Raw genomic sequence first — 14,933 nt, 5'->3', positions numbered from 1 at the left:
TAAAATCAGATAAGATTACATTCTTTAAGCGCATTTTCAATAATTTTTTTAGCCGCGGCCGTAGGCTCGACAAGTGGAAGCCGCGGCATACCGGCTGAAAGTCCTTTTACATTCATGGCGTATTTTATCGACGAAGGATTCCCGTCTACAAACGCCGCCTTGAAAAACGGCAGCAGCCTGTAGTGAAGGCCGCGCGCCTTTGTCATATCCCCATTTAAAGCGGAATTTACCATTTCGCTTATGAGAGAAGGGGCGAGGTTCGACACTACCGACACAACTCCGTCTCCTCCGCAAGCAATAAGCGGCAAGGTAAGCGCGTCGTCTCCGCTTAAAACCGCAAAATCAGGACGCTTTGATTTGATCAAAGCGATGACATCCATCATCTGGTTGATATTCCCGCTGGCTTCTTTTACTCCTGCTATGTTCGGCAAATCCGCTATGCGCAAAAGAGTTTCCGTGGAAATATTAACCCCTGATCTTCCTTGTATGTTGTAAACGATTATCGGAACGCCGATCTTTGAAACGGCTTCAAAATGCCTGAAAATACCTTCCTGCGAAGGTTTATTATAATACGGAGTTACTACAAGCGCTCCGGCGGCGCCCGCTTTTTTTGCGCGTTCGGTATTGCGCACCGCGTCCCGCGTGTTATTGCTTCCGGCGCCCAATACTACAGGGATTTTTACTCCGTGAGCTTTTTCATAAGAGCGCGTTTCAGTCATCACTATATCGACGATCCTGTCCTCTTCGCCGTCTTCGTCAAGCGTAGGAGTTTCGCCTGTCGTTCCCAGAGGAAACAGCCCTGTTATGCCGCTTTCAAGCTGGAATTTAACATTTTTGCGGAATCCTTCAAAATCGACGGATCCGTCGGAATTCATCGGAGTGATCATCGCCGTAAAAGCGCCGCGAAATAGTGTCGCCATAAATATCTCCATTTGCACATGTTTGTTTTATGCACTTATCGCGCGTATTATTGCATTTTTATGCATTTCTGACAAGTGAAGAATTTCGCTAACGGCATAAAAGGCGGAAGGTGCACGTCCTGTGCGACAAATGCCGCCAATGAAGCGCCGGAAGTTTTGGCTAAATATTTATTTTTCTGTTCCGCGCGGTTACGTCCCAAGATTCCGTTATCTTTCCGTTTTCCGATACCAAAACCGAAGGATACAAGGCAGACGTCGGGCAAATATGCGTCGGTATCACATACAGCACGGTGCCTATAGGCGGAACTTCGTTTTCATGGCCTTTTTTCATTTTAAAAACCCAATGCTCTTCGTTTTGAAGAACGGGCTCCGCATTAGGCCAGTTCTGAAGCTCTCCTCTTACGCCCTGCGGATCTGAAGCGATCGCCTTGTATCCCAGATCAAGCGTAAACACCCCCTTAACCGGATGACTTATCACTCTGGTAAGCAGCGCGGCGGCAGGAACAAAAGGAAGGTCTTTGAATCCGTCTCTGTATCCGGCGTCATTGATGAATACCGTTCCGGGGGAAAGATAATACTTTGTAAGTTTTGCATGACAGGGAAAAGACGGCGTGCCGCCCATTATCAATATTGGACACTTTATTTTTTTTGCCTCAAGGGAAGACACAACGGCTTCGATTTTTTTATCAACTTCCGCAACTCTAACCATGCGTTCATTGACGTCGGATTCGTGGCGATTGCCGTCGTAACAGTGCAACCCTGTCATTTCTATTCCGGGCAACTCGGCGCATCGTGCGTACAAGGCTTCAACTTCGTCTATCGGCGCGCCGGTTCTGTCCATTCCCATATTCACATCGATCATCACGGAAACTGTCATGCCGTTTTCGGCCGCCGCTTCGCCGAGCTTTTTGATCGTATCGTAATCGTCGCCTATGGCGTAAAATGTGCTGTCGGGATACGTTTTAATCAGCTGAAGGAATCGTTTGATGTTCGGCCCGACTAAAGGATAAGCCAAAACAATCTTTTCCGCATGGGCCATCGCAAGCATTTCCGCTTCCGCAATCGTAGCGCATTTAAACTTATTAATACCCAGCGACTGCTGCAGTTTTACCATAGATTCGGACTTATGCGTTTTAACGTGGGGCCACAATCTGTCGGCGCTACCGGCAATTTTTATCGAAAGTTTTATATTATCGATAATTATCTTTTTATAATAAATCAACGCGGGACTTATAACGTCGTCAACGTTATCATTGTCGTACAAACACTTCATACGGTTACACCTCAAAATAAATTAAATTCCGGCAGGACTTCCCGCCCGTTTATCAAAACCAATTACGGATATTATCCGTATTACCGCTTAGCACAGCATTTTAAAAATCAGTTCTTCGTATAGTTTTTTTGCTTCCGTCACTTCTTCTATGAGAATCCTTTCATTCGGCACATGTGCCTGAGAAAGAGAACCCGGGCCCCAAACAATAGTGTCAAATCCGCCGTTGGTAAAAATAGCTTGTTCGCATCCGGCGCCGAAGATTATGGGTTTCCCAAACTCCTCTCCTCTGCGCCGCTTGGCAATTTCACACGCAGTAACTATTAACGGATTATCTTCGCCGATGCGACCGGCCGAAAAATCAAAAAAAGAAGCTACTTCAACGCGGTCTTTATCTTTTCCGAAAACATTCTTGATTATAATGTCAAGCTCATTGTCGATATCTTCCTTTGTTTCACCCGGAACGGTACGGCGGTCAACGAATAACTTGCATGACGAAGGAATCGTATTGTCTTTTTCGCCGCCTTCGATCCTAGTAACCGCACAGGAAGGACTTCCCCAAGAAGACGAACGTTTTCTCAATTCGGTATGGTACTCTTCGAGAGCGCTTATCATTTTGGCAGCAAGATAAACAGCGTTGCAGCCGTTTTCAGGTTTACTTGAATGTGCGCTGGAACCTTTAAAAGATATCCAATAGCGTTCGGCGCCCAGATGTCCTTTACAGACGCGCAGTTCCGTAGGCTCTGCAATCACCGCATAATTTTTTGCATATCTTTTTTTATCGTGCGCAAGGTAATAGAGTGATCCGTGATTGCTTGTCTCTTCATCCGCAACGAAAACAAGGCGCAGCTTGCCTTTTAATTTATCGGCATGAGGAATCGCGGAAAGGAATGCGCACGTCAATGCCGCCAATCCGCCCTTCATGTCGGCGGCTCCGCGGCCGTACACATAGGTTCCGTCAGAGTTCCCTGAAAAAGGATCGAAGCCCCATTCTCCCTGTGCGGGAACAACGTCAAGGTGACCGTTAAGCACAAGCAGCGTTTCATCGCCGGAGCCGATTTCACATATCAAATTGGCACGATTGCCTTCGACGCTCTGAACACAGGGATTCAAACCTTTTTCTTTCAAATATGCTTCTAAAAAAACAGCCAGATCCTTTTCATTTCCGGGAGGAGATACAGTATTTATGCGAATCATCTTCTGAAGCAAAGAAACAACTTCTTCCGACACATTGCCTCCGATCGTTTACAAAATAATTGTAAAAAGCTTTCCGGCTGTTGTCAAGAAAATTACAAAAATATTGTAAAAATCCATATATTTTGTGCAAAACCGGTTATATTTTACAAAATAAATTTATATTCGTTCTGACATTCGCCTCTCGCCGAAAGCATAGTATTATTAGCTGGTATTTTCAAAACTCGATATTTGACCTAATTGCATTTTAGGTGTAAACGAACGCAAAAGCGTCACTGCTTTCTTACTTCGTCAAGATAATTATACAAAGTAAATTTGGATATTTCAAAAAAATCCGAAACAGTATCCATCGATTTTTTTACCAAAAATATACCCTTGTTATCCAAATATTTTATCGCCTGCAATTTATCTTCCTTTGTCATATCCCGGACGGATTTTCCGATACGTCTGATCGTTTCCTGCAGCATTTTGTCCAACAGATCGTCAATATTTCCGGTAAAGAATTCTTCCACCTCTTCGGGCGACGAAGAATTTGCGTATTCCTTTATAGTGTTTTCCGCCTGTATCAAACCGGTAATATCGAAATTTATGCACAAACTTCCTACGGTTTTATTTTTTTTGTCTTTAAAATATACGGAGGTGGATCGCAGAAGTTTTCCGTCCTGAGTTTTATTCACATAATTATATCTGTCATTTTCAACGATGGAACCGCGGAGCACTTCAAGACCGATATTAGTGCCGGAATCTCCGATCTTCCGATTTGTCACATGGCCGTTTTCTATGGCGACGATCGTGTGATCGTAGGGAAGCGTAAGGTCGTGCAACACGATTTCGCAATGACTGCCGAATTCCGCCGCTATCGCTTTCATTATTTTTTCAAATACCTTTTGATTTTTTTGAATATAGCTCATGCATACCCCCAGTTTAACTTAGGTCGGAGAACCGGCAACGGGATCAAAATATATCCAAAAAAAATAAAAATCAATAGAAACGCACATACGGCGCGGGTGTGGTCATAATTCATAAAAAATGATATTCTTTGCTTAAATTATTCAAGCAAGTTTGGAGGTTTATATGGATTATTTGGAAATCATTAAGGTTGTGGGGCGCGAAATCATAGATTCGCGCGGGAATCCCACCGTAGAAGCGGAAGTTCACCTTGCCGACGGAACTATCGCGCTGGGAGCGGCTCCGAGCGGAGCGTCCACCGGCGAATTCGAAGCTTTGGAACTGCGCGACGGCGATAAATCGAAATTCGGGGGCAAGGGCGTTCAGAAAGCGGTGCACAACATAAACACCGTTATAAACGAAGCACTCCTCGGCGTTGACGCTTCGGACACCTATAAGGTAGATTCCATCATGATAAAGGCGGACGGAACAAAGGACAAGTCAAAGCTCGGCGCCAACGCGATCCTTGCGGTTTCCATAGCATGTGCGCGTGCGGCGGCAAAATCTTTAGACATTCCTCTTTATCGCTTTTTGGGCGGCGTAAACGCAAATTATTTGCCCGTTCCGATGATGAACATATTAAACGGCGGCGCGCACGCGACGAACACTGTAGACACGCAAGAGTTTATGATCATGCCCGTAGGCGCAAAATCATTTAAAGACGCTCTTCGCTGGTGTACGGAAGTATTCCACAGCCTGCAAAAAATCCTTAAAAGCAAGGGACTTGCAACTTCCGTAGGAGACGAAGGCGGTTTTGCTCCTAATCTAAGCAGCGACGAAGAAACGATCGAAACCATTCTTGCGGCTGTAAAAGACGCAGGCTACGAGCCTAAAAAAGACTTTATGATAGCTATGGACGCAGCTTCAAGCGAATGGAAGAGCCCGAAAGGCAAAGGCCATTACCTTTTGCCCAAATGCAAAAAGGAATACACGTCCGAACAGCTCATCGATCACTGGGAATCCCTGATCAAAAAATATCCGATCGTTTCCATTGAAGACGGACTTGACGAAGAAGACTGGGAAGGATGGAAGCTCATGACCGAAAGGCTCGGCAAAAAAGTTCAGCTCGTAGGCGACGATCTTTTTGTAACGAATACCGAACGCTTGGCAAAGGGAATTTCTTCAGGCTGCGGCAACTCCATTCTCATTAAGCTCAATCAGATCGGCTCCGTTTCGGAAACCTTGGATGCAATAAAGATGGCTCACAAGGCGGGCTACACGGCGATTTCTTCGCACCGTTCAGGCGAAACCGAAGATACGACGATCGCGGATTTGGCGGTGGCTTTAAATACCTGCCAGATTAAAACGGGAGCCCCGAGCCGCTCCGAACGCGTTGCAAAGTATAACCAGCTTTTAAGAATTGAAGAAACCTTGGGCGACAGCGCGGTTTACCCGGGAATGAAAGCTTTTAACCTGTAGTTTTCAAATACGGCAGACGGCGACCTGCATACGGATTTGGCGGCGGCGGCAAACGGCGATGGCAGCCGCTTCATAGCGCGGGCTGCACACCGCTACCGCATGCGGCTATGGCGGCTGCTTCATACCGCTACCGCATACGGCGGCCTGCCGAAACGCCGACTTCAAAAGCCGTTTAATCGGAGCCCTTTCGTAAGGCTAAAATCTTGCGAAGGGGCTTTTTATTTCCAGACGGAAATATCTACTGCAGATTCGAGCGCGTTTTCAACGTCGTCTTCCAGCGCCGCAAAAAAATCGAGAGACGTGCGCCTTTCAACTTCGTCTACGGTTACCGCAAAGTCGTAAAAACTGCCGGTATATTTTTGATTGGGCAGAATAAACGCCAGCACGTAAATTTTTCCGTCGGCGGTTTTTGTAAGAAGAGCCTTATAATAATACTCGGGAACGCTCACCTTGTTTTTGCCTATGGACTTATATTCGCCTGAGGGCTTTTCGAGCACGGGCCCCGAAATAACATACACCCAGCCGAATTTTTTAGCCCAGAGGCGAACCTGATCTTCAAGATATTTCCATATTCCGCGGTTAAAAGACGGAAGCTGCGGGCTCATATTGCTCATAAAAAATGAATCCCGCATAGATTGTTCGCTCCAAGCCATGTCGCCTGCAGGAGCCAAATGCCCCTTATCGTAGCCGCTTCCGGCATAGTCTTCAGGACTTGCGGAATTCGTCGAGATGGAAGGATCCACTCTAAAATTATTCGATCGTTCTACGGCCTTTACAAGTTCGCCTTCCGTAAGCTCATAGGCGACCCATTCGGCCTGTTCGTATTCTTCGCGGTAGCAAAGCGTAAATCCGCTGTAGGTGTGAATTTCATGGCCAGGGCACGGAGCAGAGCACGTAACGAGAGAATCCTGATCCGAAAATTTTAAAACCGCGTCATGTGTTTTCGATCCTGCCGCGTTTTTCGCGCCGTGTTCTGAAACACCGCTATGGGCCGCTTCGGCGCCTCCGCCGGCATCCGATGTGCTTTCGGCTCCGGCCGCATTTTCCGAAATTACCCCGGCGGAATTCGACTTTTTATATTTTAAGGCCGACCATACGATAAAAAAACAAAGGATAAAAAACAGGAGCAGCTTATATTTTGAACGTTTCATATTTTCATTTCCGCGGCAGTCAACAACCTCGGTCAAGAGCGCCGCAATATGTCGCCCTCCGCACTAATAAACCCAAGAGCTTAACCGAACCGAAGTTGCCGAAAACTTCAACTTTTGCCCAAATTATTTGCCAAAAGGCAAACGCCTTCCACAAGCGCCTTATGTTCCTGCAAAGCTATGCGCGAATAAAGAGTTTCGGGTGTATCGCCGGGCAATACGGGAACTTTTTTTTGAATAAGAATACGTCCCGTGTCGCATCCTGAATCTACAAGATGAACCGTACATCCGCTTTCTTTTTCACCCGCGGCAAGGACAGCCTCGTGCACATGACGTCCCCACATCCCTACTCCGCCGAATTTAGGCAAAAGAGCCGGATGAAGGTTAATGATGCGCTGTGAATATCGGTCGATTATGCCGCCGCAAAGAACAGTCAGCCAGCCTGCAAGAACTATCAGATCGATCTTATATTTTTTACAATTTTCAAGCACTCTGTCGGAAACGGCGAGCCGTTTTTCGTCGCGCGACGCAAGTTTGGCCTTTGAGTCTCCAAGTACGAAATACGGACTTACAATTTCGGTGGGAATGGCGGCGTCCTTTGCGCGTTCAAGCGCAAACGCGTCTTTTTTATCGCTCATAACAACGCTTATATCATACGGACAGCTTTTGGTACTTTTTTTATAATCTATGAGCGCCTGTAAATTCGTACCTCCGCCTGAAACCAAAACCGCAACGTTCACCATAATTTGTCTCAACAAAAATCAGTCTTCAAATATTACGCTGTCTTCAGGGCGTTTGACCAGGTCTGCGGCATAAGAAATACGGCCGATATCGTAAGCCTTCATATCGGGAATTCCCGGCTGCCGGTACTTAAAAGCGTTTTCGTTGAACATTCCTAATATATCCGAAGCGTCTTTTGACTCTACGGCCAGAATAAAGCCTATTCCCATGTTGAAGGTGTTAAAAACCTTGCTTTCGTCGGCTCCGCGAGCGATAAGCTCTCTAAACACGGGAAGAATTTCCCAGCTGTTTTTTTTGATAACCGAAACGAGTTTCTTTTTTTCGTCTTTCCCGTTGAAAAACATGCGCGGAATGTTTTCGTAAAATCCTCCGCCCGTAATATGAACCATACCGTGAACGCTTTTACGGAATTTTTTAAGAACTTCCATTACGGGACGGACATAAATGCGCGTCGGCGTCAAAAGAACTTCTCCTATTGTCTTTCCGCTGTCTTTTCCGCCGACGGTGAATTTTGAATCAAGGTCGGTTACAAGTTTTCGCACTAAAGAAAATCCGTTTGAATGAACCCCTGTCGAAGAAAGGCCGATCAGAACGTCGCCTTCCTTGATCGCCCGGCCGGTGATCATTTCATCCCTTTCGCCAACTCCCACGGCAAATCCCGCCAAATCGTATTTGCCTTTGTCGTAAAATCCGGGCATTTCAGCCGTCTCGCCTCCGAGCAAGGCGCAAGCGGCGTCCACACAGCCGTCGGCAACGCCTTTTACCAGTTCGGAAGCAATATCGGCGTCAAGATTTCCGCAGGCAAGGTAGTCGAGAAAAAACAGCGGTTGAACTCCTGCGCACAAAATATCATTTACGCTCATGGCGACGCAATCTATGCCGACCGTGTCGTATTTTTTCATCTTAAACGCAATGTCGAGTTTTGTGCCTACGCCGTCGGTTCCGCTGACCATTACAGGATCTTTTAATCCCTTCGGCACTTGAAACATTCCATTAAAGCTGCCCAATCCCGTAAGCAATCCGGGAACAGCGGTTCGTTTTGCGTGCTCTTTGTATTTGTTTACGGCGCGATAGCCTTCTTCCACATCGACGCCCGCTTCTTTATAGTCAATAGTCGCCATAATAAACCTCGATTTTTATCGAAAACTTTTTCCGTTTAATTCTCCGGGCACCGGTATCGGATATTCGCCTGTAAAACAGCCCTTGCAGTATCCGTATTGTTGGGGGTTACAACTTTTCAAAGCCTCAAGCATTCCGTCGGTGGAAATAAACGCCAGGGAATCCGCCCCGATTTCTTTGCAAATGGCCTCAACGTCATGAGTGCTGGAAATAAGTTCCGCACGACTCGGCGTATCTATTCCAAAATAACACGGAAATTTTACGGGCGGACTTGAAATTCTAAAGTGAACTTCTCTGGCTCCGGCGCGGCGCAAAATTTGAACAAGCCTGCGGCTTGTGGTTCCGCGGACTATGGAATCGTCGATGACAACGACACGTTTTCCGCTTACGTCGCTCTTCATGGCATTCAATTTTACAAATACCATGTTTTCGCGTTCTTTTTGAGAAGGAGCGATAAACGAGCGCCCTATATACTTATTCTTTACTATCCCCATAGCGAAAGGAATTCCCGCAGCCCGCGAGTAACCCATGGCGGCACCTATCCCGCTGTCGGGAACTCCTATGACAACGTCCGCCGGAACTCCGCTCTCCGCCGCCAAAACCGCGCCCATGCGGATCCTCGCTTCCTGAACGCCTATCTGATCTATGACGGAATCCGGGCGCGCAAAATATATATATTCAAAAATACAGGAACGCTTTGAAGTTCTTTCTCCGAATTCGAACGAAAGAACTCCGTCGTTGTTGATTATTACGATCTCTCCGGGATTTATGTCGCGCATAAAAGTCCCGTTTACCGCATCGATGGCGCAACTTTCGCTCGCAAGCATCCAGCCGTTTTCAAGCTTCCCCAGACAAAGCGGACGTATTCCGTTAGGATCCCGCGCGCCTATAAGGCAGTTTTCGGTCATGACGCAAAGCGAAAAAGAACCCTTTATCATCTGAATAGTATCGGTAAGCGCTTTCTCAAGTCCTTTTTTATATGATTTTGCGATAAGTTTTACGATAACTTCGGTATCGCTCGTGGAATTAAAAGTAGACCCTGTTTCTTCAAGCATTTCGCGCAACTGCTCGTAGTTTATAAGCTGTCCGTTATGAGCGAGCGCAACCGAACCTAACTTAGACCCCACAAGCATGGGCTGAGCGTTTTCAGGCCCCTTGCTTCCGGAAGTTGCGTAACGAACATGCCCGATCGCAATGCTGCCTTTGAGCTCCGAAAGATCTTCGGGTTTAAAAACTTCGGCGGCAAGCCCCATTCCCTTGTGAAGCTTTATCTCATCGCCGTTTGAAACGGCGATTCCGGCGCTTTCCTGCCCGCGGTGCTGAAGCGAATAAAGCGCATAATAGACCATGGTGGCGGCGTTCATTCCGGAATATGTTTTTTTTTCCGAATTGCCGGCCTTTGTATCCGAAGTTTTTAAAAATATACCGGCAACGCCGCATTCGTCATGCAGCTTGTCGTCTTCAAAATTCATAAAACGACTCCGGCGGCTCCCTCTTTTTGGGCGTCCTGAATCATTTTTTTTCTGAAATTCAAAAGCGCTTCGCGGAGTTCGGGGTATTTTATCGAAAGAATTTCAACGGCAAGATAAGCCGCGTTTGCCGCGTTGCCTATTCCGACGCAGGCTACGGGAATTTTAGGCGGCATTTGAACTATGGACAAAAGCGCGTCCATGCCTGCAAGTCCGTTGGAAGGAGAAGAAACGCATTCAAGAGGAACTCCTATTACGGGAAAAACGGTAAGAGAAGCTATCACCCCCGGAAGAGCCGCCGAAAGTCCGGCGCCGGCAATAAAGACCTCGCATCCGTTGTCTTCTGCTTTTTGAACGGTTTGTTTTAAAAGCTCGCCCGATCTGTGCGCGGACAAGATGTACGCTTCATAATCCACCCCGAACTGCTGCAATACGGGAGCGACTTTTTTCATAGTATCCGTATCGGACTTCGATCCGAAAAAAACAGCAACTTTCAAGGCGTTCTCCTCTTCCGTAAAAAGTCCCCGGATTTGTCAATCGATTAAAGGACAACGGGATCAACGAAATCGAGGGTTTTTGACCCATGGCAGAGTCGAACTGCCGACAACTTGCTTAGAAGGCAAGTGCTCTATCCAGCTGAGCTAAAGGGCCGTGATAAAAAATATACAGCAATCCGCTTACTTTTTCAAGCTGTAGATCGCTGCGTCTTTGTGCGCCGTTTTCCGCTGCGCGCCGATTTTCCGCTGCGTTGACACAAACTATCCATGCGGTTTAAGCTGCATGAACGGCGGCCTTGTGCCGAAAAAGTAACATGATAAAAAGCGCCGTCTTAAACGGCCGGAGGTAAAACCTGAATGGCCGCCGCTAAAACTAGGAGATGAAATGAAAAAAATAGAATTTTCAAATTCAAGTATAAAAATCGTTTTAATTTTTGTTTTGGTTTTACTGTTTTTAATTCCGCTGAATTTAATAAGAAACTTAATCTATGACAGACAGGATTATCAAAGGGAAGCAATTTCATCCATAACAAGACCGCTCGGCGGAGACGCCGAAATTCAAGGAATCGTAATCGCCGTTCCGTATAAGTCATATATTGAAAATTTCGATTCCAACGGAAACAAACACGTCGAAACTGAAATAAGATACGTCATCTTTGCGCCCGACTCATACGATCTTGATGTTTCAGTAAACCCGTATTACTTAACCAGAGGGATTTTTAAAGTTCCCGTGTTTAACGGACAGATAAAGCTTAAAGCCGATTTCGGCCAATTTGATTTTTCATATTTTAATATTCCGCAAAAGGATATAGTGCAAAACGACTGCATTTTGATACTGGGCTTATCGAATTCTAAAAATCTGATGACGCAGCCTAAACTTAACATGGACGGAAAAGACTTATCCATATCGCCGATAAAATATGATTCCGTCTCTCCGTTTAGAACTTCCATTTATTATAATCTTTCGGGAGTGGATTTTTCGGGAAAAATCAATTTATACGGAACGATAGATTTCCAGGGCGGCGAAAATATCAAAATTCAGCCTATAGCGTCGGACAACCGCATAAACATGGTTTCTTCTTGGCCGTCGCCCAGCTTTTCAGGCGGATGGCTTCCTAAAGAGCGTGTATTAAACAAAGACGGTTTTTCCGCTTCGTGGAATATAGCAGGGCTAAGCACGGTTTATCCGAAAAGCTGGCAAGCGGAAGACGAGTTTAACGGAGAAACGGTAGACGTTTCTTTTATCATTCCCGTCGATTCTTATAAAAAAACAACCCGGAGCGTAAAATACGCATTGCTGTTTTTAGTGATCCCGTTTATCGCATTGCTTATATGTGAAGTTTTTTCAAAAATCAGAGTGCACCCGATTCAGTATTGTTTGATAGGCTTTGCCGACGTCATTTTTTATTTGCTGCTCCTTTCTATATCCGAACACATTTCTTTCGATTTAACTTACGTGATCTGTTCGATTTTCGTCTGCGCGGCGACTCTTCTGTACGCTTCCGCCATATTGAAAAAAATAAAATGGGGAGCCCTGCTAAGCGCCGTACAAATGGTTTCCTATGTTTTTCTATATGGAACGCTGCAAGCGGAAGATTACGCGCTGTTAATCGGAAGCATAGGCTTGTTCATCGTAGTTATTCTTTTGATGTTCATAACAAGAAAAATCGATTGGTATGAAATAAATCAAAAAAGCGGCGAGCCTTTTTAAGAAAAATATGCTTGAAGCGGCTTGCAACCGGAACTCCGCCTTGAGCATCTCGTTTCCGAAACGCGCCGTTCAGCTTTTGGAAAATTTCCTTGATAATTGACAACGAATTAACTTCGGATATATCATACGGCTACCTTGCGTTATGTTTCAGACCGCCCATAGCGGTATGAGACTTTTACACAGGGCAGGCTGAAAATATGCCGTATTTCAATGAGCGGTTAAGTTTAGAACGGCGCCGCCAAAACACGGTTATTATTTCAACCGTAAAAAAATACTGCATTTAAGGAAGGAAGAATGACGAAAAAGCGATTTTCTATACGTTATAAACTTATCGTTATCTTTGGACTTTTGATCGCTATAACTTCAGCGGTTGAAATCGTGATCGCAGTCCGTTCGGCGCGAAAAGCCGTTACCGAAAAGATTGAGGAACACCTGATCGACAAAGCATCCGACACGGCCAAAATTGTCGACGGGCGTATTTCAATTTTTATTCAACTTCTTGAAGACATAGCGCGGGAACCTGTTTTAAAGGATCCTGACGTGTCGTATCGGGAAAAGGCAAATTATTTACAAAAAGCGGTTTCTATCAATGAAAAAATCGAACAGCTTAACCTATACGGACTTTCAGGCGTACGTACAACCAACGACGGTAAGGTAGTAGATGTGCACGACCGGGACTGGTTTAAAGCCGCTTCTTCCGGTAAAAGATTTGTTTCGGAACCGCTTCTTTCAAGGTCTCTGAATAAATTTACAATTATACTTGCAGTCCCTTTGTATGATGACAGCAACAATATGCTCGGCGTAATAAACTGTGTCGTCGACGCAAAGCTTCTTTCAAATATTATTTCCGACATCGTTGTGGGTAAGACGGGTTTTTGTTTCATTCTCGGTCTTACGGGAACTACCATTGCGATGAAAGACTTTAACAAAGTACAAAATATGGAAAATGTATTAAAACTATCGGAAACCAATAAAGATCTTGCGTCCTTGGCGGAATTTGAAAAAGGGGCATTCGAAAACGATAATTCATCGGTCGGCATTTACGAATACCAAGGCATACGCAAAATCGCTTCTTACGCTACTATGAAAACCACAAATTGGAAGGTTATCATAAACGCGCCTGTTGACGAATTTATGGGCACGGTCAACAAATTGAGCATCTCGATGACCTTTACGGGACTGATCATATTGATCGTCGTCCTTATTATTGTTTACTTCCTTGCCCGCGAAATGGTAAGGCCGGTAAGAATCGTCGTCAAAGCTTTAAAAGACATTGCACAGGGCGAAGGCGACCTTACGGTACGTCTTCCCATAACGGGTAACGACGAAGTAACCGAATTGTCCGAATACTTTAATCAGACTATAGCTAAAATCGGCTCGTCAATTAAAGCGGTAGGCGAAAACAGCAGCGTTATGGAGGAAATCGGAAGCGAGCTTGCCAACAATATGTCCCAAACTGCAAGCGCGGTACACGAAATCAGCGCAAACATAGACAGCATTAAGCAGCAGGCCCTGACACAGGCGGCGAGCGTCACCGAAACCGCCGCTACGATCGAAGAAATCGTTAACACGATAAATAAATTGAACGCAAGCATCGAAAACCAGTCGGCGAGCGTCGCAGAATCATCTTCGGCGATCGAACAGATGGTAGGCAACATTGCGTCCATAGGGCAGACACTTGAAAAAACCGACGGAGTGATTAAAACTCTCGCCGACGCAACGGTCGACGGCAAAACCACAATCGTTAACTCGAACAGTGTAACTCAAAAGATCGCCGAAGAATCCGGCAGTTTAATTGAAGCGAGCGCGGTTATTCAGCATATAGCCTCACAGACAAATTTGCTTGCGATGAACGCTGCGATAGAAGCCGCTCACGCAGGCGAAGCGGGCAAGGGCTTTGCCGTCGTCGCAGACGAGATAAGAAAGCTTGCAGAAGATTCCGCCGAGCAGGGTAAAACCATAACCAACACTCTTAAAACGCTCTCAGGTGAAATTGAAGATCTTTCGGCATCGTCGAAAACTGCAGAAGAAAAGTTCAACATCATTTTCAGCTTGACCGAACAGGTAAAGTCAATGAGCGACCGCTTGACGGAAGCCATGCAAGAGCAGGAGAACGGCAGTAAAGAAATGCTGGCCGCAATCAAAGACATAAATACCGTAACGATAGAAGTAAAAGACGGATCCGAAGAGATGCTTAAAGGAGGCGAAGGCGTCGCCAGGGAGATGGAAAAACTCGACGGTCTTACAAGGGTTATCACGGAGAGTATGAATGAGATGGCCGCAGGCGCCATTCAGATAAACAATGCCGTACAGGAAGTGAACGAGATCACTCAAAAAAACAAGGCGAGCATTCAAAACCTTGCGGAAGAAGTAAAGAAATTCAAAGTGTAATATTTGCCGAAGTTGCAAAACACACAAATACAAAATCGCGCTTTCTTGACATCGAAAGCCGTTTTGTGAGATAATTATAAAATCTCACGGTGCTTTTCCGGAGACA

12 protein-coding genes and 1 tRNA gene are annotated in these 14,933 nt (G+C 45.8%); 3 read left to right on the top strand and 10 right to left on the bottom strand.

Annotation, left to right across the window (positions count from 1 at the left end; genetic code table 11):
- Positions 1 to 5 precede the first annotated feature (5 nt).
- The 4 genes from dapA to HRI96_RS03115 all read right to left on the bottom strand — a co-directional run bounded on the left by dapA (position 6) and on the right by HRI96_RS03115 (position 4,295).
- Entirely contained in the window at positions 6 to 920 is a 915-nt protein-coding gene (dapA, locus tag HRI96_RS03130) for a 4-hydroxy-tetrahydrodipicolinate synthase (RefSeq protein WP_210118072.1), read from the bottom strand.
- Positions 921 to 1,080: 160 nt separating this feature from the next.
- On the bottom strand, positions 1,081 to 2,193 hold the full coding sequence (locus HRI96_RS03125) for a D-TA family PLP-dependent enzyme (RefSeq protein ID WP_210118071.1): 1,113 nt from the start codon (positions 2,191 to 2,193) through the stop codon (positions 1,081 to 1,083).
- A gap of 87 nt (positions 2,194 to 2,280) precedes the next feature.
- Positions 2,281 to 3,420, bottom strand: coding sequence for a M20 family metallopeptidase (locus tag HRI96_RS03120; protein WP_210118070.1), 1,140 nt, complete (start codon positions 3,418 to 3,420; stop codon positions 2,281 to 2,283).
- A gap of 236 nt (positions 3,421 to 3,656) precedes the next feature.
- Positions 3,657 to 4,295 carry a helix-turn-helix transcriptional regulator gene (locus HRI96_RS03115; RefSeq protein ID WP_210118069.1) on the bottom strand — a complete coding sequence of 213 codons (639 nt, stop codon included), beginning with the start codon at positions 4,293 to 4,295 and terminating at the stop codon, positions 3,657 to 3,659.
- Positions 4,296 to 4,458: 163 nt separating this feature from the next.
- Here HRI96_RS03115 and eno point away from each other — a divergent pair, with 163 nt between their 5' ends.
- Entirely contained in the window at positions 4,459 to 5,751 is a 1,293-nt protein-coding gene (gene eno / locus HRI96_RS03110) for a phosphopyruvate hydratase (protein WP_210118068.1), read from the top strand.
- A 218-nt stretch (positions 5,752 to 5,969) separates the two neighbouring features.
- Here the strand turns inward: eno and HRI96_RS03105 are convergent, their stop codons facing one another.
- The 6 genes from HRI96_RS03105 to HRI96_RS03080 all read right to left on the bottom strand — a co-directional run bounded on the left by HRI96_RS03105 (position 5,970) and on the right by HRI96_RS03080 (position 10,879).
- A complete protein-coding gene (locus HRI96_RS03105) occupies positions 5,970 to 6,902 on the bottom strand; it encodes a DNA/RNA non-specific endonuclease (protein WP_210118067.1) in 933 nt (310 codons plus the stop codon).
- A gap of 107 nt (positions 6,903 to 7,009) precedes the next feature.
- Positions 7,010 to 7,642: a phosphoribosylglycinamide formyltransferase gene (gene purN / locus HRI96_RS03100; RefSeq protein ID WP_210118066.1), complete on the bottom strand. Its 633-nt coding sequence runs from the start codon at positions 7,640 to 7,642 to the stop codon at positions 7,010 to 7,012.
- Between the two features lie 18 nt (positions 7,643 to 7,660).
- Complete coding sequence (purM, locus tag HRI96_RS03095) at positions 7,661 to 8,761, bottom strand: phosphoribosylformylglycinamidine cyclo-ligase (RefSeq protein ID WP_210118065.1); 1,101 nt, start codon at positions 8,759 to 8,761, stop codon at positions 7,661 to 7,663.
- A gap of 15 nt (positions 8,762 to 8,776) precedes the next feature.
- On the bottom strand, positions 8,777 to 10,231 hold the full coding sequence (gene purF, locus HRI96_RS03090; RefSeq protein ID WP_210118064.1) for an amidophosphoribosyltransferase: 1,455 nt from the start codon (positions 10,229 to 10,231) through the stop codon (positions 8,777 to 8,779).
- On the bottom strand, positions 10,228 to 10,725 hold the full coding sequence (gene purE / locus HRI96_RS03085) for a 5-(carboxyamino)imidazole ribonucleotide mutase (RefSeq protein ID WP_210118063.1): 498 nt from the start codon (positions 10,723 to 10,725) through the stop codon (positions 10,228 to 10,230). The genes purF and purE overlap by 4 nt, the downstream gene beginning before the upstream one ends.
- Positions 10,726 to 10,805: 80 nt before the next feature.
- Positions 10,806 to 10,879, bottom strand: a tRNA-Arg gene (locus HRI96_RS03080).
- A 231-nt stretch (positions 10,880 to 11,110) separates the two neighbouring features.
- Between HRI96_RS03080 and creD the strand changes: the two genes are divergently transcribed.
- Both creD and HRI96_RS03070 read left to right on the top strand, forming a co-directional pair.
- Complete coding sequence (creD, locus tag HRI96_RS03075; RefSeq protein ID WP_210118062.1) at positions 11,111 to 12,436, top strand: cell envelope integrity protein CreD; 1,326 nt, start codon at positions 11,111 to 11,113, stop codon at positions 12,434 to 12,436.
- A gap of 294 nt (positions 12,437 to 12,730) precedes the next feature.
- Positions 12,731 to 14,827 carry a methyl-accepting chemotaxis protein gene (locus HRI96_RS03070; protein WP_210118061.1) on the top strand — a complete coding sequence of 699 codons (2,097 nt, stop codon included), beginning with the start codon at positions 12,731 to 12,733 and terminating at the stop codon, positions 14,825 to 14,827.
- Positions 14,828 to 14,933 lie beyond the last annotated feature (106 nt).

Source organism: Treponema parvum, assembly GCF_017893945.1.
GTDB lineage: Bacteria > Spirochaetota > Spirochaetia > Treponematales > Treponemataceae > Treponema_D > Treponema_D parvum_A.
The sequence above is the reverse complement of the archived record's forward strand: the minus strand, read 5'-3'. Positions and strand labels throughout refer to the sequence as shown.

What these genes read in the sequence shown, in the direction of transcription:
- HRI96_RS03115 (WP_210118069.1), bottom strand. Translation starts at nt 4,295, where the DNA reads ATGAGCTATATTCAAAAAAATCAAAAGGTATTTGAAAAAATAATGAAA.
- creD (WP_210118062.1), top strand. Translation starts at nt 11,111, where the DNA reads ATGAAAAAAATAGAATTTTCAAATTCAAGTATAAAAATCGTTTTAATT.
- eno (WP_210118068.1), top strand. Translation starts at nt 4,459, where the DNA reads ATGGATTATTTGGAAATCATTAAGGTTGTGGGGCGCGAAATCATAGAT.
- purF (WP_210118064.1), bottom strand. Translation starts at nt 10,231, where the DNA reads ATGAATTTTGAAGACGACAAGCTGCATGACGAATGCGGCGTTGCCGGT.
- dapA (WP_210118072.1), bottom strand. Translation starts at nt 920, where the DNA reads ATGGCGACACTATTTCGCGGCGCTTTTACGGCGATGATCACTCCGATG.
- HRI96_RS03070 (WP_210118061.1), top strand. Translation starts at nt 12,731, where the DNA reads ATGACGAAAAAGCGATTTTCTATACGTTATAAACTTATCGTTATCTTT.
- purN (WP_210118066.1), bottom strand. Translation starts at nt 7,642, where the DNA reads ATGGTGAACGTTGCGGTTTTGGTTTCAGGCGGAGGTACGAATTTACAG.
- HRI96_RS03105 (WP_210118067.1), bottom strand. Translation starts at nt 6,902, where the DNA reads ATGAAACGTTCAAAATATAAGCTGCTCCTGTTTTTTATCCTTTGTTTT.
- purM (WP_210118065.1), bottom strand. Translation starts at nt 8,761, where the DNA reads ATGGCGACTATTGACTATAAAGAAGCGGGCGTCGATGTGGAAGAAGGC.
- HRI96_RS03125 (WP_210118071.1), bottom strand. Translation starts at nt 2,193, where the DNA reads ATGAAGTGTTTGTACGACAATGATAACGTTGACGACGTTATAAGTCCC.